Source organism: Lysinibacillus sp. G1-3 (genome assembly GCF_056322905.1).
Genome location: NZ_JBWHYQ010000007.1, coordinates 181,823 through 200,468, shown reverse-complemented (window position 1 = coordinate 200,468; position 18,646 = coordinate 181,823). Strand labels below are relative to the sequence as shown.

The 18,646-nt window shown below is 38.3% G+C and carries 19 protein-coding genes; 4 read left to right on the top strand and 15 right to left on the bottom strand.

Annotated elements, in window-relative coordinates; genetic code table 11:
• Positions 1 to 265: 265 nt before the first annotated feature.
• The gene (locus ACVYAD_RS09290; RefSeq protein ID WP_386827019.1) at positions 266 to 1,654 is read right to left on the bottom strand and encodes an aldehyde dehydrogenase; all 1,389 of its coding nucleotides are present in this window, start codon (positions 1,652 to 1,654) and stop codon (positions 266 to 268) included.
• A 208-nt stretch (positions 1,655 to 1,862) separates the two neighbouring features.
• Between ACVYAD_RS09290 and ACVYAD_RS09285 the strand changes: the two genes are divergently transcribed.
• Positions 1,863 to 2,018 (top strand): hypothetical protein, encoded by a 156-nt coding sequence (locus ACVYAD_RS09285; protein WP_476425997.1) that lies wholly within the window; start codon positions 1,863 to 1,865, stop codon positions 2,016 to 2,018.
• Between the two features lie 148 nt (positions 2,019 to 2,166).
• Here ACVYAD_RS09285 and ssuE read toward each other — a convergent pair whose 3' ends face one another.
• The 3 genes from ssuE to ACVYAD_RS09270 are packed head-to-tail and all read right to left on the bottom strand — an operon-like array spanning position 2,167 to position 4,744.
• Positions 2,167 to 2,700 (bottom strand): NADPH-dependent FMN reductase, encoded by a 534-nt coding sequence (gene ssuE / locus ACVYAD_RS09280; protein ID WP_476425996.1) that lies wholly within the window; start codon positions 2,698 to 2,700, stop codon positions 2,167 to 2,169.
• Positions 2,701 to 2,726: 26 nt separating this feature from the next.
• A complete protein-coding gene (locus tag ACVYAD_RS09275) occupies positions 2,727 to 3,686 on the bottom strand; it encodes an ATP-grasp domain-containing protein (protein WP_476425995.1) in 960 nt (319 codons plus the stop codon).
• A gap of 11 nt (positions 3,687 to 3,697) precedes the next feature.
• Positions 3,698 to 4,744 (bottom strand): LLM class flavin-dependent oxidoreductase, encoded by a 1,047-nt coding sequence (locus ACVYAD_RS09270; protein WP_476425993.1) that lies wholly within the window; start codon positions 4,742 to 4,744, stop codon positions 3,698 to 3,700.
• Between the two features lie 363 nt (positions 4,745 to 5,107).
• Between ACVYAD_RS09270 and ACVYAD_RS09265 the strand changes: the two genes are divergently transcribed.
• Positions 5,108 to 5,233, top strand: coding sequence for a hypothetical protein (locus ACVYAD_RS09265; protein ID WP_476425992.1), 126 nt, complete (start codon positions 5,108 to 5,110; stop codon positions 5,231 to 5,233).
• Between the two features lie 211 nt (positions 5,234 to 5,444).
• Here ACVYAD_RS09265 and lpdA read toward each other — a convergent pair whose 3' ends face one another.
• Positions 5,445 to 6,782 (bottom strand): dihydrolipoyl dehydrogenase, encoded by a 1,338-nt coding sequence (gene lpdA / locus ACVYAD_RS09260; protein WP_476425991.1) that lies wholly within the window; start codon positions 6,780 to 6,782, stop codon positions 5,445 to 5,447.
• A gap of 122 nt (positions 6,783 to 6,904) precedes the next feature.
• Between lpdA and ACVYAD_RS09255 the strand changes: the two genes are divergently transcribed.
• Positions 6,905 to 7,453 carry a hypothetical protein gene (locus tag ACVYAD_RS09255; protein WP_476425989.1) on the top strand — a complete coding sequence of 183 codons (549 nt, stop codon included), beginning with the start codon at positions 6,905 to 6,907 and terminating at the stop codon, positions 7,451 to 7,453.
• A gap of 47 nt (positions 7,454 to 7,500) precedes the next feature.
• Here the strand turns inward: ACVYAD_RS09255 and ACVYAD_RS09250 are convergent, their stop codons facing one another.
• The 5 genes from ACVYAD_RS09250 to ACVYAD_RS09230 form a co-directional block, all read right to left on the bottom strand.
• Positions 7,501 to 7,629, bottom strand: a complete 129-nt coding sequence (locus tag ACVYAD_RS09250; RefSeq protein ID WP_476425988.1) for a hypothetical protein — start codon at positions 7,627 to 7,629, stop codon at positions 7,501 to 7,503.
• Entirely contained in the window at positions 7,607 to 7,798 is a 192-nt protein-coding gene (locus ACVYAD_RS09245) for a hypothetical protein (protein ID WP_476425986.1), read from the bottom strand. Before ACVYAD_RS09245 ends, ACVYAD_RS09250 begins: the two co-directional genes overlap by 23 nt.
• 75 nt (positions 7,799 to 7,873) lie before the next feature.
• Positions 7,874 to 7,999, bottom strand: a complete 126-nt coding sequence (locus tag ACVYAD_RS09240; RefSeq protein ID WP_476425985.1) for a hypothetical protein — start codon at positions 7,997 to 7,999, stop codon at positions 7,874 to 7,876.
• Positions 7,977 to 8,123: a hypothetical protein gene (locus ACVYAD_RS09235; RefSeq protein ID WP_476425983.1), complete on the bottom strand. Its 147-nt coding sequence runs from the start codon at positions 8,121 to 8,123 to the stop codon at positions 7,977 to 7,979. The genes ACVYAD_RS09240 and ACVYAD_RS09235 overlap by 23 nt, the downstream gene beginning before the upstream one ends.
• 47 nt (positions 8,124 to 8,170) lie before the next feature.
• Positions 8,171 to 10,252 (bottom strand): catalase, encoded by a 2,082-nt coding sequence (locus ACVYAD_RS09230; protein ID WP_476425981.1) that lies wholly within the window; start codon positions 10,250 to 10,252, stop codon positions 8,171 to 8,173.
• 407 nt (positions 10,253 to 10,659) lie between these two features.
• Here ACVYAD_RS09230 and ACVYAD_RS09225 point away from each other — a divergent pair, with 407 nt between their 5' ends.
• Positions 10,660 to 12,333: an S-layer homology domain-containing protein gene (locus tag ACVYAD_RS09225; protein WP_476425979.1), complete on the top strand. Its 1,674-nt coding sequence runs from the start codon at positions 10,660 to 10,662 to the stop codon at positions 12,331 to 12,333.
• Positions 12,334 to 12,651: 318 nt separating this feature from the next.
• Here the strand turns inward: ACVYAD_RS09225 and glpK are convergent, their stop codons facing one another.
• The 5 genes from glpK to ACVYAD_RS09200 form a co-directional block, all read right to left on the bottom strand.
• The gene (gene glpK, locus ACVYAD_RS09220; protein WP_349659047.1) at positions 12,652 to 14,148 is read right to left on the bottom strand and encodes a glycerol kinase GlpK; all 1,497 of its coding nucleotides are present in this window, start codon (positions 14,146 to 14,148) and stop codon (positions 12,652 to 12,654) included.
• A 31-nt stretch (positions 14,149 to 14,179) separates the two neighbouring features.
• A complete protein-coding gene (locus ACVYAD_RS09215) occupies positions 14,180 to 14,983 on the bottom strand; it encodes an MIP/aquaporin family protein (protein WP_476425977.1) in 804 nt (267 codons plus the stop codon).
• Between the two features lie 156 nt (positions 14,984 to 15,139).
• Positions 15,140 to 15,703, bottom strand: coding sequence for a glycerol-3-phosphate responsive antiterminator (locus ACVYAD_RS09210; protein WP_349659049.1), 564 nt, complete (start codon positions 15,701 to 15,703; stop codon positions 15,140 to 15,142).
• A 268-nt stretch (positions 15,704 to 15,971) separates the two neighbouring features.
• Positions 15,972 to 17,615, bottom strand: coding sequence for a glycerol-3-phosphate dehydrogenase/oxidase (locus ACVYAD_RS09205; protein WP_476425975.1), 1,644 nt, complete (start codon positions 17,613 to 17,615; stop codon positions 15,972 to 15,974).
• 452 nt (positions 17,616 to 18,067) lie between these two features.
• Positions 18,068 to 18,643 carry an RloB family protein gene (locus ACVYAD_RS09200; protein WP_079559607.1) on the bottom strand — a complete coding sequence of 192 codons (576 nt, stop codon included), beginning with the start codon at positions 18,641 to 18,643 and terminating at the stop codon, positions 18,068 to 18,070.
• Positions 18,644 to 18,646 lie beyond the last annotated feature (3 nt).

Sequence of the window (18,646 nt, the reverse complement as noted above, 5' to 3'; positions counted from 1 at the left end):
CTCGGAACATCGATGAACTCTTTGAAGCAAAGCGCAGTTGTACCATCGAGCTAGTCAAAAGAGCATTATCAGTTGCTCTTAGCCTTCGTTCCATTTCTGCGCTCTCTAAAAATTTTCAACCCGTGCTTTCCCTCCAAACAGCTTATATATGGTTTAAATGCTCGAAATGTACTTACTTTAAAAAAAACGACATTTATCGACAACTACATTTCCCCTAAAAAAAGTGAGGTGTCAAGAATCTTTAATGATTCGACACCTCCTTTTACTATTTCATTATAGTTCTCACAAGCTTAACCTTTTGTTTATAAGGGGGAAAGAGAACATTAGTCTCTAACTTAGAAGATTTTTTTAATATTGATTTGGGATGAGTAAAGTTTTCAAAACTTGCTTTCCCATGGTATGCTTTTACCCCCGATGACCCGACACCGCCAAATGGTAAATGTAAATTTCCAACATGTGTAATCGTATCATTTATACACCCGCCACCAAATGGTAGTTCCTCTAAAAAGTACTGAATAGCTTTCTCATGCTCGGAGAAAAAATACGCCGCTAAAGGCTTTGGTAACTGACGAATTTGGTGAATGGCTAGCGGTAAATCATCATACATCATCACAGGTAAAATTGGACCAAATAGTTCATCCTGCATCGAAGGACTTGACCATTTCACATATTCAATAATAGTAGGCTCCATATACAAATCATCACGATCTGTTCTACCACCAAATGTTATGGCATCACGTTCTTCTACAATAATTTGCTGTAGCCGATCAAATTGTCTTAGATTGACAATACGGCCGTAGTCAGGGCTTTTTATTGCATTTTTACCATAGAAAGATCGAATAGTTGCTTTCAATATTTTCATAAATCGGTCATAGACTTCTTTATGGACAAGGATATAATCTGGTGCTACACAAGTTTGTCCGGTATTTGTGAATTTTCCCCATGCAATTCTTTTCGCGGCTACTTCTAAATTGGCTGTTTGATCGACAATTGCAGGACTTTTCCCGCCAAGTTCGAGGGCAATTGGTGTTAATCGTTCTGCCGCTGCCTTTGCAACAACTTTGCCGACTGCCACACTCCCTGTAAAAAATATATAGTCAAAGGATGCATGAATAAGCGCCGTCACTTCATCTTTCTCTCCTTCTACAACACGCACGTATGAAGGATTAAACGTTTCTTCTATTATTTTTTTAACGATTGCTGCTGTATGCACAGATGTTTCTGATGGTTTTACAATAGCCGTATTACCACCAACAATTGCACCGATTAATGGCTCCATAACAAGTTGAAATGGATAATTGAAAGGACCAATGATTAATGTTACGCCAAATGGTTCTCTTACAATAAAGCTTTTTCCCACCTGATATTGAATCGGTGTCTTTACAGCTTCAGGTTTCATCCACTCTTCAACATGCTTTACCATATAAGAAATACTATCTAAAACAATGCCAATTTCTGTTGCATATGCCTCAAACTCACTCTTACGTAAATCTAAATATAGAGCATTCAAAATTTCTTTTTCATATTTTAAAATCGTTTTCTTCAGTTTTAGTAATTGCTCTTTTCGAAATTTTGTACTCTTCGTCGTTCGAGAAAAATAAAATTGACGTTGCTCTGTAATCATATTTTCTACATCTTGTGTCGTAAAATTCATAATAAAAGCACCCCTTTTTTTAAAATGGCATACATAGTTTTTTCATTTCGAAACAAACTATCTTTGTCTATACGATACAACATTGACAACCAAAATTCCTCTTTCTAAACGGGGGATGTGTAAAGAATATGTTAGAACTGTAGACGATTTTGTGACTTCGAGAAACTTACAACTACATATTGAAAATTTGAAACGGGGGCGTAGATGAATGACAATAACAACAGGAACTTGGTGGGAGTCCATTTTTTCTGGACCATTGGCGCACGGTATTAGTGAAGAAAAAATATTGCTATTGCAAGATGAGGCTTTCTTATATCTCTCTACAGCACCGATTGAGAAAAAAGAAGAACCTGAAGCTAATTAAAAATAGCGCGTTATAGGAGGTGGTTATTTCCTATAATGCGCTATTTTGTACTTCATGTCTCATCACCAAAAGTTGTAGATGTCATTATGAATTCAATGAAGATTTATCGCAACAAAATCTCATTTTATCGGAATAAAAGGGCGACGCCTCAGTTTACCAATACCATTTGCTGTAATTGTTTTAATTCTACATCAAGTCGGTTAATTGCTTCTTCCTCGATGGCAAAGCTTCCATCTTCAAGCCGAATAATTTGTTTATCAACAATATAGACAGAATGTGCAATATTTGTAGCCCCTAATACAGCTAATATTGGCTTTAATGCATATTCTAATGCGAGTAAATGTCCAATAGAGCCACCTACAGCAATTGGTAAGATAATTTTTCCTTGCAATGCTTTTTGCGGCAGTAAGTCCAAATAAGTTTTAAGTATTCCTGAATATGAGGCTTTATAAATAGGCGTCAAAAGCACGATAATATCTGCTTCTTCAACTTGTTTATTTTCAGAAATGATGGCCTCACTTGCAAAATTAGCCGTAATTAAGTCCTCAGCTGGCAGTTCATGTACGTAATTTGTGTGTACTGCTATTCCTTGTACCTTTAAAGAGTTTTCCACCTTATCATGAATAGCTGTCACGCGTGAATTTCTCGAATTACTGCCATTAATAATAACTGCTTTTATCAAATTAACCACTCCCCTTTACATAGTCCTTACGAAAATTGCAATGTTTTTTCATATTGACGTAATGTATCCCCTAAGTATTTGGCCACAGCTAACATGCCATATTTCCCCACAGCTTTTTCGGCTTCTGCATTATAGTTTGTATTGGTATTTACGTCATATGTAAAAATATTACCTTCTTCATCGATAATCGACTCAATCCCTGCGACACTTACTTTATTTTCCCCTAAAAATTCTTCATATCGCCCTATAAGCTCATCTGAAAAACTGTCTATAATTTGAAATTTTGATTTCTTAGTTGCTGTTTCACCTACTGGGCAAAACTGGTCCACTATTTGACAGTTATCAGCAGGACAAAGTTCAAATCCTTCTGATGTATCTACACGAACTGCATATAAAAATTTACCACCAACAAATTCACATCGCGTAATATAAGAATCTGGAGATTTTATATATTGTTGAATAAGCGTAATACCATCTATAGGTGACTCAAAAGTATCACTATTTACATATGCTTCTAGCGCTTCAACTGCATGAAATAGTTGTACCCCAAGTCCTTTTCCTGCTCGATTATGCTTCGTAATAAATGGTGTTGTACCAATTGTTTTTGCCGCTTCTATTAGCTGCGATTTACCAACTGTCGCTATCGTTTTAGGTGTTTGAATGCCAACAGCTTCAAGTGCACAATATTGATTGACCTTACTTACTTCTAATCTTAAGGCACGACTTCCATTAATAACTGGACGGCCATGATACTCTAGCCAGGCAAGCACTGCCTCCGTTAGTTCAGGTGCAAATTCATGCCCCCTCGTATGTGATGAAGCACTCATACGACTATAAAAAATTCCTTGTGGTGGCTCTTTTGATAGGTCAATCAATCCTTTCGCCAAATGCCAAACCTCATAGGGTAGGTTTAGTTCATCTAAACGGTTTGTTAAATGAATTGTCCACTCATCATTTTCATGAATAATATAAATTTTTGCAGTCATAGTATCGCTCCTTACTGTATGATGGCTGATTTTATTTTCACTAAAGGCATAACATCTCTTGCAAAACGTTCCATTTCTTCTAGATGTGGAGAGAATTGAAGGAGCAAGAGATTTACACCAACTTCTTCATAAGCTAAAATGCGCTCAGCCACTTGCTGAGGTGTGCCTACTAAATTTGGTCTTAGCCCTCGGTTTGAAACTGAATAGTCTTGTAGTGTAATTTGTTGCTCTAACTTTGATTTACTAGTGAAGTCATTAAAACCTACATACCCTGCCGCATCCTCTACATTGGTAATTCGGGCTAGTTCAGCAAGTGCTTCTTCTTCTGAATCACGCACAATGACATATGCAGCCATCCCGAAAGTTTCGAAGGGTCCTTTTCCAATTGCTTTTCGACGGTCAAGCATTTCCTTAATTTTAGCCCCAACTTCCTCTACTGTTCCGCCATGCATCACATAGGCGTCACATGACTTTGTAATTGCCTCTTTACCGCGATCACTTTCCCCACCTGCGTAAAGTCTTGGGTATGGTTTTCTAACTGGCTTAGGAGATAAATGTGCATTTTCTATTTTGTAATATTTACCGTCATAACTGAACGTTTCTTCTGTCCATAAACCTTTTAAAACCTCAATAAATTCCTCTGTGCGGTCATAACGTTCTCCATGCTCTGTAAAATAACCACCATATTGCTTTGCTTCTTCTTCCCACCAAGCTGAAACTACATTTAAAGTAAAACGACCATTAGCAATTTGATCAATATTTGCGGCTACTTTTGCCATTACCGCAGGATTGTGATAGCCAGGCCGAACTGCAGCTAATATTTCAATTTTTTCAGTAACTGCTGCTAAAGCTGCAGCGGTTGACCACGCCTCAAGTACGTCAGCATTTACGCCCTTAATATCATTTAAATATAGTTCTGCAATAAGCGTCGCATCAAAGCCAAGTTTTTCTCCTGTTTGAATAACCTGTTTTTCATAATCAAATGTCGCAGGCATATTCTCATTTTCTACATTACGTAACCATCCTCCGAAAATCGGTAACCAAAATCCTAATCTCATTTTCCATCCTCCTTAAGTCCTTATGAATCTTCACAGCATAAAGATAAAAAAACTCCTATGTTTAGTTCTTAGAATATCCGTTACGTAAAAAGAAGCCTTCTAGTCAACTCGAATTTAAAACCAAGTATTCTTATAGAATTAACATAACATAACAAAATATAAAGTCAACAGAATTTTTAGATTGTTCTGTTAAGGGTAGATTTTGCTACTTGAAGCCTGTACGAATGCTTATTATAATCTGCATAGGAACAAACATTTGGGCAGGCGACCTTTTTTTGGAGCAATGACATGAGAAAAACTCGCTTCAAAGAAGGCGTTGAGGCCTTTATTGTGCAGCTAAATCATTAGGAGAGATGTAATTGTATGAGTAAATTAATGCTATTTGCATGCTCATTAGTTTTATTATTTTTTGCTGGGAACGCTTTTTATATTGCTTTTAAAAAGTACGAAGAAGATGATGATTTTTCGGGGGCGGAAACATTTTTTTAATTGATTTGGTATTAGCTGTTGTATTATTAATTTCCGAAAAATTCGCGCCTAAAAAGTATCATATTATTATTTTTAAAACGCTCTCCGTTTTTTTTGGACTAATGATATTAGGCTTTACAGTATTGTTATGGATACTTTAATGAAAAGAAAAAACTACATTCCCTCAACGAAAAGGATAGCCTTCCGCTGATGAATGTAGTTTCCGAAATCTTTATTGATGAATGGCTTTACCAAAAATAGCTTTAGCAGCATCCCCTATATGCTCTGATACTGTAGGATGTGGGAAAATCATATTTGCGAGAGTTTGGGCAGTGCCACCAGCATTTTTAGTAGCTAAAATAGCATTTAACATTTCTGTTGCCCCATCAGCAACAACACAAGCCCCTAAAATACGTCCTTCCTCTTTCGTCGCAATAAGCTTTATAAAACCCGCTGTATTACCTTCCATTAATGCCTTAGGGTTTGTATGTAAAGGCATTTGAGTAACCGTATAAGGTTCTTTCACCTGCTCTTCCAGCAAACCAAATGTCGCAATCTCAGGATGTGTATAAACACAGCGAGGAATCGAAGTTTGATCAATCAGTGCTGGCTTATTCCCTAAAATATGATCCACAACATGCATTCCCTCCGCACTCGCTGAATGAGCTAGCTGGTAACCACCCACTAAGTCACCTATCGCATAAATATGTGGCTGACTCGTTTCAAGATGCTCATCGACAGCAATCAATCGACCATCAAATGCTAGACCAAGCTGCTGAGCTATCTCGCTATTTGGACGTCGACCTGTTGCAAACAAAAGATTTTCATATGTATAAATTCCTTTAGAAGTATGAATCTCATTGCCATTAAAATGTTTAAAGTGGAAATCCGTTACAAGCTCAATACCAAGCTTTTTCATCTGTTCACGAATAAGTGGTCGCGCATCTGGCTCTTCCGTCTGTAAAATATCTTCACTATGATTTAGCATCGTCACCTTTGTTCCAAGTGGCGCTAAACTAAATGCCATCTCGACTGCAATAACACCACCACCGATAATTGTTAATTGCTTCGGCAGTTCTTCAAGACTAAAAAATGTATCCGTTGTATAGTAAGAAGACGTTTCTAATCCTTCAAATGGTGGTACAAATGGTTTACTTCCAGTTGCTAAAATAACATCCGTAGCTGTAAATACATCATTATCAACGGTTACAGTCAAGTCACTAGATACTGCCGCTTCTCCTCGATAAAAAGTAATTTGATTGCTCAAAATAAAGCCTTCAATATTTGTTAAGAGCTCGTCTATAATAGCGTCCTTACGTTGCATCAATCGTGGAAAATTCACGTTTACTGTAGGAGTTTCAATGCCCCAGTCATTACCACGGTTTATTTCTTGAATAAGCTTACTGTGCTCTAACATAATTTTCGAAGGAATACAGCCGACATTATAGCAAGCCCCTCCAACTTTATCGCGCTCTACTAAAGCGACCCTCTTGCCACTTTTTGCTGCATGTATAGCTGCTACATAGCCCCCAGGCCCCGCACCAATAATTGCAATATCAAATTTTTCCACGAAAAATCACCTCATTTACCACCATAGCATTTACAAAATTTGAATGCAATGCCATAAATGTTACAAGAATTTTAGTAACATTTCGTCTGCCCCAGCGTCAGCTACTGTAAAAGGAGGATTGTATGCCTAAAACATTATTACTGCTGTTTTCTATGCTAATACTAATTGCCGCCTGTCAGGACAAAGAAGCATTAAAACCCCCACCAAGTAAGAACTATTCACAAACGGCTACTTCACAACAGGTAGACTTTCTTTATGAACTTTCTATTGCAAAACCTACCTTCACAGAGGGAGAACCTATAAAGATAACGGCTAAACTCACATATGTAGGGCAGGCACAAAACGTAACTATTTACCATGGAGGCTCCCCATTTCGATTTAATTTACAGGAAACGACACGAAATTTTGAAATACCTAGTGCAATGGATACTCCACTAATTACACGCATTCTTGAACGAAATGTGCCCTACGAAGAGTTCTACACGAACGGTGGAAGTTACAACGAATTTTCAGAACCTAAACTCGTTGAATTTAAGAAACAAACAATGAAAGGTCATTTTCCAAAAGGACATTATATCGTAAAAGGAAGTACTGACTTTTACACAGAAAACCCTAATGAACAAAAAACGGAGTACAAACCATCCGCTACAATTGAATTTTACGTGCAGTAAGCAAAAAAAACTCTCCTTATTCTTAATAGAAAAAGGAGAGTTTTTCATTATACGTTGTGTGCATGGTATTCGCTTTGCTTCCGCGGGTATTCACCTTGCTTCCGCGGGTATTCACCTTGCTTCCGCGGGTATTTGCTCGCCTTCCGCGGGTATTCACTCCGCTCGCGGGTATTCACCTTGCTTCCGCGGGTATTCGCCATCCTTCCGCGGGTATTCGTCCTCCTTCCGCGGGTATTCATTCTCCTTCCGCGGGTAATCACCATCCTTCCGCGGGTATTCACCCTCCTTCCGCGGGTATTCACCCTCCTTCCGCGGGTATTCACTCCGCTCGCGGGTATTCGCCATCCTTCCGCGGGTATTCACTCCGCTCGCGGGTATTCACCTTGCTTCCGCGGGTATTCGTCCTCCTTCCGCGGGTATTCACTCCGCTCGCGGGTATTCACCCTCCTTCCGCGGGTATTCACTCGCCTTCCGCGGGTATTCACCCTCCTTCCGCGGGTATTCATTCTCCTTCCGCGGGTATTCACTCCGCCCACGGGTATTCACCTTGCTTCCGCGGGTATTCGCTCGCCTTCCGCGGGTATTCGCCATCCTTCCGCGGGTATTCACTCCGCTCGCGGGTATTCACCTTGCTTCCGCGGGTATTCGCCATCCTTCCGCGGGTATTCACTCCACTCCCGCGGATATCCCCTAGACACACGATCAAAATAATATTAGTTAATAAATATTGCGTTCCCAAAAGCGTTGTTGAGCTATGGCGTTGACAAATTTTTTAGCGAAGTCTTTGTCACCAGTAGCCAACACAATGCCTGGCCCGACATTGGCATTGGACATATTAAAAAATGTCGTTCCGGTTGTAGCAATACCAATTGGTTTGTAATGTCTATACGCTTCATTGATATAATTAACAATATAAGAATTGAACTTTGCCTGATTTTTTGCTTTTACGCCAACAACATATAACGAGTCAAATAGTACCGCATCAGTAGTTATAAATGTGTCAGTTGCTGTTAATTGTACGCCATCACTACTAGTGACAACCCCTAATTTATCGGAAATAATACTGTATCGAACACCCTGTCTTGTTAAAGATTTCAGCATTTCTCCAACTTCATTTGCATCAAATCCATCACCTATAAGCACGCCTACTTTAAGTGTTTGTGGCATTTTTATTGTATTCGCCTGGCTAAGTGCAGGTGATGATAGCGTGACATTTACTTGCTCTCCTTTTGGACGATTAACACCAATATTATCGGCCACAGTCGTCGCCATTGCTTTATCAACACGAACAAACATATCGACAACCTGCTGTCGAACTGATTTACTTTTCACCTTCCCTACCTCAAAACTAAAGGCGTCAATGATATGTTGTCTTTCAGGGGGCGACATACTATTCCAAAATAGTCTTGCCTGGGAGAAATGATCATCAAACGATTTACTACGTGCTCGTGTAATACGTCCTTCAACCTTTTCTTCATAATGAACAAAGCCGCCTTCCCTTGCCGTTGATGTTGAAGGTGAATTGTTGGCCAAAGAATTTTTATGATAGCTCACTTTTCCTACATTAATCGTTTGTCGACTAAAGCCATTGCGCTGATTGTTATGAATTGGGCAAACAGGTCGGTTAATCGGTATTTCTGCAAAGTTTGGTCCTCCCAGACGAATTAGCTGTGTATCTAAATAAGAAAATAGCCGGCCCTGTAAAAGTGGATCGTTTGTAAAGTCTATGCCCGGCACAACATTTCCTGGATGGAAGGCGACTTGCTCTGTTTCCGCGAAAACATTATCTACATTACGATTCAAGGTCATTTTTCCAATCTTTTTAACTGGCACTATCTCCTCGGGCCAAAGCTTAGTTGCGTCCAAAATATCAAAATCAAATTTAAACTCGTCCTCCGGCTCAAGCATTTGTACACCAAGCTCATATTCTGGATAATCACCGATCTCAATTGATTCCCATAAATCACGTCGTTGGAAATCCGGATCTTTTCCAGCAATAATTTGCGCTTCATCCCAAACGAGGGAATGTACACCTAACACAGGCTTCCAATGAAATTTCACAAATCTCGACTTTCCTTTGTCATTGACGAAACGGAAAGCATGAACACCGAACCCTTCCATCATTCGAAAACTTCTAGGTATTGCACGATCAGACATATGCCACATAATCATATGCGCAATTTCCTGATTGTTCGCCACAAAATCCCAAAATGTATCGTGAGCTGAGGCAGCTTGTGGCATTTCATTGTGTGGCTCAGGCTTTACCGCGTGAATTAAGTCAGGAAACTTAATTGCATCCTGAATAAAAAAGACAGGTATATTATTTCCAACTAAATCATAATTGCCTTCATCGGTGTAAAACTTCGTCGCAAAACCACGTACATCACGTGCAGTATCCATCGATCCTAAGCTTCCAACTACAGTTGAAAATCTGACAAATACAGGTGTTTTCTTATTAGGGTCCTGTAGAAAGCCTGCTTTAGTATATTCTTTCATCGATTCGTACAGCTCAAATTCTCCATGTGCCGCAAAACCTCTCGCATGCACTACACGCTCTGGAATACGCTCATGATCAAAATGCGTCATTTTTTCTCGAAAGTGAAAATCCTCCATAATGGTTGGCCCACGAACGCCAGCCTTCAACGAATCCTCATCATTCGAAACTTTTAGCCCCTGATTCGTCGTCATCTTTTTTCCTTCATTATCGACACGAAACTGCTCTAGCTGCTGATCTTTCGAATTCTCATCTAAATTTTTGCCCTGATTCGACTTAGATTTATCCACGCAATCCCCTTTCATTCCAATACTCATAATTCTCAATATATACTATATGTTTTTATAGAATAAACATGCTTTAAGGTATTTCTATGAAAGAATAATATCAATTTTTTCTTATTTTACGATAAAATTTGAAATTTTCAGCCCCTGATTTGACTGGGATTTATCGCAATACCCTTTAACACTCTTACTCCGACTATTGCCATGTACGCCAATCGCAATCATCGCTCAATGAAAAGTACTAGATAAATTTTCACTCTTCACAATAGCTACTATAAACTTCATTAACAGAGTATCTTTCATATACAATTTGCTCTATCTACTCACAATCAAATATAGGTATTTAGTAATTGTTCTCCAATTAATCTAGCCAATAAATAATATTACTGTACAATAATTAATGAATATTCAATATGGAGGAACCGCTATTGAAAAAATGGTTATTATTAAGCGTATTTTTAGGAATGGTGTTATCGGTCGATTTTAAAGCGGAGGCGTCCAGGATATCTTATTTTGATAAGTTTATGAAAGATGCGCCGTTTTGGCCCTTAAATGCACGAATTGAAAAAGTACCAGACTATTCTTATGATTATTACCGCATGCAGCTAGATGAGGATTCACTTGTGACCTTTACATTTGATGATCCAAGTAAAGGTTCCATTTTAGTAGCGTTATTGCAAGATGATGGCTCTGAAAACGGACGAAGCTTTGCCTTTATCCGTACTACGGAAGATGACGGGGACAAAAATAAAACAGTTCAACAGCTGCAATTACGTGCCGGTTTGTATTATGTACGAATTGATGGACCTGAGGAAAAACCGTACAATGCGACATACACGGTTGCACCACTAAAGTCGCCTATTGATGTAGAACCGAACAATAAGGTACAGGAAGCAAACCCAATTGCACTTAATACACCAATTAAAAGTGTAGGGACTATCGATGCTTTCGATGATTATTATAGGTTTACATTGGATAAAACAAGTAAAGTAACGTTACGAACAGAAAAATTTAATCTGCAATCATTCGATCAGTCAGTTAAATTATTGTATGTAGATATTGATGACAATAAAGGTCATCGTTATTTAGCAACGACGACAACTCCTGATTTCTCCAAATCGGATACGGAAGTTTTACCACCAGGAACGTATACGTTAAAAGTGAGTGCGAGCACTTCTGGGTATAATCCGACTTATCAATTTATAGTAAAGACTGAAGCTATTGATCACCCTGAGACCTATAAAAATAGTATTTTTGGTACGACACTTAAAGCTGGCAAAAAGATTCGTGGCTTTTTAGGGCGTAACGATGATTACTATTTTACTTTAGATCATGATCAAAAGGTGAAGTTTACAATTACGACCGATTCAAAGGAAATAATGAGCGCAATCCTTGAAAAAGCTAATGAAAGCGGGGAATATCGACAAATTATAGATTATCAGTATGTGCAACAGCAAGGGCTATATACTATTACGGCACTGTTACAGGCAGGGAATTATAAAATTGAGCCGTCTACGCGTTGGCAACAACAAAATGAAGTGAATTATACCATTCAATTTGATGAAGTAACGTATAGCGATGTGCCTACAACTTATCGTTATTATAGCGAAATTATGAGTCTATCAACTATGGGGATTATTCAAGGGTATACTGATGGACAGTTTAAACCAACAAATTCGATTACTCGTCGACAAGTGTTTACAATGCTATCTCGTTATAATGATTTACATTTAACACCAATACGTGAAATGATTCAGTTCAAAGATATAATACGTTTTAGTGCGGATTATACGCTTATTCTACCGTTTTATAGCGCAGGGATCGTTGATGGCTCAAATGGAAAAATGGATTTAAGCAGTAACTTAACACGTGCTCAGCTTGCGAAAATTTTAGTGAATACGTTTGATTTAAAAATGAAGGAGACTTCAACAGAATTTAACGATGTATCGTCAAAGCATTATGCTTATAATTATATTCAAATTTTAGCATCAAATGGCATTACGAAGGGTAGTTACGGTAATTTCATGCCAAACGAACCAGTAAGCCGTGAACATTTTTCTCTGTTTTTATATCGTTTATTTGAAAACATGAAGGAATCGTAATTTAAAACATCCTTGAAAGAGAAAAAAGCCTCGATGATACATACATCGAGGCTTTTTTTGTTTAGTTTGGACAACACATTTGAATGGCGTGTTATTACACATAACGCAAATGTTAGTGAAAAATCATAATTCATGCTTATTATTTTTTTCTTGTATAATCATCGTGCATATCAAGAATTTATTATACATATTTTAAACATTTCTCTATAACAAAACTTTGATCGGCTAGTGAAGTGGCCCCAGTTAGATTTTTATCTAACAACCAGGATCCTCTTCAAATCAGCCTATCAAGGTTTTTTCGTCTCTACTCAGTTATCTTTATTTAAACGCTTGAGCAGCAGCCACAGCTTTTTTCCACCCTGCATAGATTTCTTCACGATGTGAGTCATCCATATCAGGTGTGAACTGACGATCTAAATTCCAATACTCACTAATTTCATCTGTCGAGTTCCAGAAGCCAACTGCTAAACCTGCTAAGTACGCAGCACCTAAAGCTGTTGTTTCATTAACGACTGGACGATCAACAGGTACATTTAATAAATCTGATTGGAATTGCATTAAGAAATTATTTGCAACAGCCCCACCATCTACACGTAATTTCGACAACGGTATATTGGCATCAGCTTCCATCGCACCAAGTACGTCTTTTGTTTGATACGCCAACGCTTCTAATGTTGCACGTACAAAATGTTCTTTAGAAGTACCACGAGTTAAACCGAAGACAGCACCTCGTACATCTGAATCCCAATAAGGTGTTCCTAGGCCAACGAATGCAGGAACTACATAAACACCTTCAGTTGACTCTACACGCGCAGCATATTGCTCAGATTCTGAAGCAGAACGGAACATTCGTAAGCCATCACGTAGCCATTGAATCGCGGAACCAGCTACGAAAATGCTTCCTTCTAAGGCGTACGTTACTTTGCCATTTAAGCCCCATGCCAGCGTAGTTAATAAGCCATTTTCTGATTTCACTGCTTTTTCACCAGTATTCATCAACATAAAGCAGCCCGTACCGTAAGTGTTTTTCACCATACCTTCTTCGAAACAAGCCTGACCGAATAGTGCAGCTTGTTGATCACCTGCAGCCCCTGCAATTGGAACAGCAGAGCCGAAGAACAGAGCTTCCTCCGTATAGCCATACACTTCTGAAGAAGGACGAACATCAGGAAGCATAGAAGCAGGAACGCCTAGAATGTCTAAAAGTTCTTCATCCCACTTTAAATCATAAATGTTGTACATTAGTGTACGAGAAGCATTTGAATAATCTGTAACATGGACTTTACCACCTGTTAATTTCCATATTAACCAAGTATCAATTGTACCGAATAATAAATCGCCTGCTTCAGCTTTTTCACGGGCACCTTCAACATTGTCTAAAATCCATTTTACTTTAGTACCTGAGAAGTAGGCATCGATTAATAAACCTGTTTTATCACGGAATAAGTCATTGTAACCGTTTTCTTTCAGTTCCTCACAAATAGCGTTTGTTTGGCGTGATTGCCAGACTATCGCATTATAAATTGGTTCCCCAGAATGTTTATCCCAAACAACAGTTGTTTCACGTTGGTTCGTAATACCGATCCCAGCAATTTGGTTTGATTCAATATTTTTTGCAGAAAGCACTGTAGCGATACAAGAAAGAATAGATGACCAAATTTCTTCTGCATGATGTTCAACCCATCCGGATTGTGGGAAATATTGCGGGAATTCTTGTTGTGCAACGTGGAGAATGCTCCCTTTTTCATCAAACAAAATAGCGCGTGAGCTTGTTGTACCTTGGTCCAAAGCTAAAATATATTTTTTTTCTGACATCGGTCATACCTCCAATTTTTTTAATTTCTTACTACTCTTCACTTTTAATATTATTCACTGTCATTTGAGCACTGATAAAAATAATACCTACGATAATAGCTAATACCCAAAATGCGATATTATTTTCTCCCTCAAAAATTTGCTGGAAAAATAGGGCACCGAATGTACCACCGATAATTGGACCTACAACTGGAATCCATGCGTATGACCACCCTGAGTCACGTTTACCTGGGATTGGTAAGAAAAAGTGCGCAATACGTGGACCTAAGTCACGCGCAGGGTTTATTGCATAACCAGTAGGACCTCCTAATGCCATACCGATGACTACAATTAACATACCAACTAGAAATGGATTTAAGCCATCCGTAATTGTATTTGTTCCTAATGCTAGAATACCTAAAACAAGTATAAATGTACCAATCATTTCTGAAATTAAGTTTGATAACGGATGTTTAATAGCTGGCATTGTAGAAAATACAGCTAGTTTCGCTTCCGGATCTTTCGTACCCTTCCAATGTGGTAAATACATAAAATAAACGAGTACCCCACCTAAAAATGCACCAATCAATTGTGCGGCAATGTACATAGGCACGTCTTCCCATGGGAAATTACCGATTGTAGCAAGCGCGATTGTTAAAGCAGGATTTAAATGAGCCCCACTAATACCACCAACAGCATATGCAGCCATAGCTACACCTAGACCCCAAGCGAATGTAATCACTACCCATCCACCGCCAAAACCTTTCGATTTGTGCAGTGATACACCTGCAACAACGCCACCACCGAACAAAATAAGAATCATCGTGCCGACAAGTTCAGCTGTAAATGTTGACATACAAAAAGCCCCCTTTGTAAATAGTACACCTAGCAAAAAAATAAACCCACACTTAAACAAGCTGCACGTTTCAATGCAGATGAATAAATGTGGGTTCCTTTTCCTAACCACGCGCTTTTTAACTTATGTACATTGTAGAGAAAATAATATACATAGTCAACAATATTTTTGGAAATTTTCCCACAACTTCTTATTTGATGTCGTAATCGCTACTGCTCCAGCTGATAACGCTTCCTCTATACTTTCAGCCGTGCGAACTAGCCCACCTGTAATAACAGGGATTTTTGTACGCTGGTGCACTTCTGAAATCATAGACGGAATAATACCTGGTAATAATTCAATATAATCTGGCTTTGCTGATTCAATCATTGAAAAGCTTTTTTCAAGCGCGATCGTATCAATTAAAAAGACACGCTGAATAGCAATAATCCCACGAGCTTTTGCCTTTATTAACATATTAGAACGCGTGGAAATTATTCCTGCCGGACGGATATCATTGCATAAAAAATCTGCTGCAAAGTTGTCCGTTTTTAAGCCATGAATTAAATCTGCATGAATAATTAATTTTTTACCGTTCCGATCCGCCTCTCGTTTTATTGACATGAGCAAACTAATATGCACTTCTAATAGAACAATGTATTCGAATCGACTATTTAATATTTCATCAAATTGCTTTACTGTTCGTGCAGCGGGAATAATTTGTTGATTATTGAAATTCATTTGATTTCCCCTTTATATAAATCAATAATGCCTCGGCATAATCGCTTCGGAATCGGCTTTTTACTTAGGCCTGTACGAGGGCCGACACGATGTCGGTCATTTCGGTAATGCCACAGGACGTGGTGTTTTTACCGATGCAGGTCAGTTAGCCGATATCGCAAGGATGCGATAATCTTAGGCTAACAATTCCTTTTCGATTCTAAGACATCCGCCAGAGGCTTAAAGAAGTTAAAAAGTCAGGTCGCCATTAAGACGACCTTCCTTTTTATTATAATGCAGTTGTAGCTCTTGTTATTTCTAAATTTAAATCTTTTTCAAATTGAGTACGTTGTTCAGGAGACCAATTTAATTGTTTTGCCATTTCATCTAATACTGCACCTTTATATTGTATAACAAGGGCGATATTAAAGAACATATAGGCTGTACGACGAATCATAAAGTCGTTTGGATGAACAACCATTTCATGATGGATACCATACAGTAGTTGAGCGTATAACCCTTGAGGTAAAACAGGATGCTGTTCTTTAGCATATTCAAAAACAGTGTCCACATTAGAACCGTAATGATGCGCTAAATGTTTTGCTTCCTCTTCCGATAATCCGATATCGACACCCATTTTTGTGCGTTTTGATACGAAGGCATCTAAGTTTTCAGAGCCGCCAACATCTCCACCAGATATACGAATATTCTTTGTATGACATGGTTTTGATGAAATACTAAAGCGTTGCTCTAGATCTTGTGCAATCTTATTTAAAACTGTTTCAGCCATTTTACGATAACCAGTTAATTTACCGCCTGCGATTGTCACAAGACCTGAAGGAGATTCCCATACTTCGTCCTTACGAGAAATTTCAGATGGATTTTTACCTTCTTCATGAATTAATGGGCGAACACCTGCCCAGCTTGATTCGATATCTTCATCTGTGACTTTTACTTTCGGGAACATGTAATGAATAGCCTTCATAATATAATCACGATCTTCTTGATGAATATTCATTTCGCGCGCATCGCCTTCGTAAAATGTATCTGTCGTTCCAACATATGTCTTCCCATTTCGAGGAATTGCAAATACCATACGACCATCAGGTGTATCAAAATAGACAGCTTGACGTAGTGGGAATTTAGATTCATCAAAAACGATATGCACACCTTTGGATAAAATTAAATGCTTACCATTTTGTTTCCCTTCAATAGTACGAACGTCATCTACCCACGGACCAGCAGCATTTACAACTTTTTTTGCACGAATATTAAATGCGTTTTGGGCAATCAAATCTTGTGCTACGATACCATTAATTTTCTTTTCGTCATTGTATAAAAAGTTTTCTGCTTTTGTATAGTTAATGAGTGTAGCGCCTTTTTCGATGGCAGCTTTGGCAACTTCAACTGTCAGACGTGCATCATCAGTACGATATTCTACATAAACACCACCGCCACGTAATTCCTCAGCTTTGACTAAAGGTTCTTTTTCCATTGTTTTCGCAGCGTTTAACATATATCGACGCTCAGAACGTTTAACCCCTGCTAAAAAATCATAAACACGTAAACCAACATTCGTTGAGAATTTACCAAATGTGCCACCTGTATGGAATGGAAGTAGCATCCAAACTGGCGTTGTTACATGTGGTCCATTTTCATAAACGATTGCACGCTCTTTCCCTAATTCTGCAACCTCTTTTATTTCAAATTGTTTTAAATAACGAAGTCCACCGTGCACTAATTTTGTCGAACGACTAGAAGTCCCAGCAGCGTAGTCTTGCATCTCAACTAACGCTACAGATAGTCCACGAGCAATTGCATCAAGTGCGATACCACAACCTGTAATACCTCCACCAATCACCAATAAATCGTATTCTTTACTTTGTAATTCTTCAATCGTTTGTTGACGTTGTATTGCTGAAGCCGTACTCATAATAAAATTCCTCCTTAATTTTAAGAACGAAAAAAAGAGACCATTAAAAGCACATGTACGCAATGTACATATGTTTTTAATGGTCTCTCAATCGCTCAAACCTTATATTAACTTAACTTCATTGTAATGTGTTTAGAAAGAAAAGGCAAGTTCGATAGACTAAATCATACAAATACAAAATACCCTTTTCAATCATTTATAGGTTTAGAACGTTCATATGTACTGTTCAATTGTCATGGCTTCTGGTGTTATTTATTCCCCAATACAACAAATTTATTTATCTACATTTTGAATCATGGATAAATAAATCTTAATTGACGTTGTCGCATTGAAGAAGTCGCCCAGTCGTAACGAAGATCAACTTAATATATGTCATACTTTTAATAATTGTTATTCCCACCTCTTGTGTTGAAAAATAAAAACAGCAGGTTTATGGACACCCGCTGGAGAAGTTAAAATATGTATTGTATCATTTCATGTATGTTGCAATAAGGATTATCACGGCTTTCCGTCTTGCGAAGTGCCATCATATCTGTGCAATTTTTAATAGCAACCTCATGTCGAAGTGCGATAGGTGCAATGACAGATTCATCCGCTTTATGGCGAATATAACGTGTTATACCAAGATGCTGCTCCATCTTGTCATTTAATACTGCACGAGGATACTTTTCAGACATATCGACCTCTTCAAAATGCAATAGTAGCCATAATTCGAACGCTTCATTTGAATAGGCAATATGAATATTATTCTCCTCACAAAAGTCATTCACTTCCTCTAATTGTTTTTCCGTTAAATCATCCTTATCAAAAACAATCCAAACCTCATCAAAATATTGATAGCTTGAATCTCGATAGGCATGCTGAGCAAGCTTAATAGCCGAACGTTTAACGTTTTTTATTTTGACGCTTACCAGTTTGGAGCGCTTTAAAATACGCAGTTGCTCAAAATAAATGCGTTCGGTTTCACCTTCACAATAAATTAAAATGGTTTTACGCAGTGTTCGATTCCCTTGCTGACGTACTCTCACTGC

Excerpts from the sequence above, each read along its gene's own strand:
- ACVYAD_RS09275 (WP_476425995.1), bottom strand. The coding sequence starts at position 3,686 with ATGACTGCAAAAATTTATATTATTCATGAAAATGATGAGTGGACAATT.
- glpK (WP_349659047.1), bottom strand. The coding sequence starts at position 14,148 with ATGTCAGAAAAAAAATATATTTTAGCTTTGGACCAAGGTACAACAAGC.
- ACVYAD_RS09205 (WP_476425975.1), bottom strand. The coding sequence starts at position 17,615 with ATGAGTACGGCTTCAGCAATACAACGTCAACAAACGATTGAAGAATTA.
- ACVYAD_RS09230 (WP_476425981.1), bottom strand. The coding sequence starts at position 10,252 with ATGAAAGGGGATTGCGTGGATAAATCTAAGTCGAATCAGGGCAAAAAT.
- ACVYAD_RS09285 (WP_476425997.1), top strand. The coding sequence starts at position 1,863 with ATGACAATAACAACAGGAACTTGGTGGGAGTCCATTTTTTCTGGACCA.
- ACVYAD_RS09290 (WP_386827019.1), bottom strand. The coding sequence starts at position 1,654 with ATGAATTTTACGACACAAGATGTAGAAAATATGATTACAGAGCAACGT.
- ACVYAD_RS09215 (WP_476425977.1), bottom strand. The coding sequence starts at position 14,983 with ATGTCAACATTTACAGCTGAACTTGTCGGCACGATGATTCTTATTTTG.
- ACVYAD_RS09245 (WP_476425986.1), bottom strand. The coding sequence starts at position 7,798 with ATGGCGAATACCCGCGAGCGGAGTGAATACCCGCGGAAGGAGGGTGAA.
- ACVYAD_RS09265 (WP_476425992.1), top strand. The coding sequence starts at position 5,108 with ATGAGTAAATTAATGCTATTTGCATGCTCATTAGTTTTATTATTTTTT.
- ACVYAD_RS09210 (WP_349659049.1), bottom strand. The coding sequence starts at position 15,703 with ATGAATTTCAATAATCAACAAATTATTCCCGCTGCACGAACAGTAAAG.
- ACVYAD_RS09270 (WP_476425993.1), bottom strand. The coding sequence starts at position 4,744 with ATGAGATTAGGATTTTGGTTACCGATTTTCGGAGGATGGTTACGTAAT.
- ACVYAD_RS09255 (WP_476425989.1), top strand. The coding sequence starts at position 6,905 with ATGCCTAAAACATTATTACTGCTGTTTTCTATGCTAATACTAATTGCC.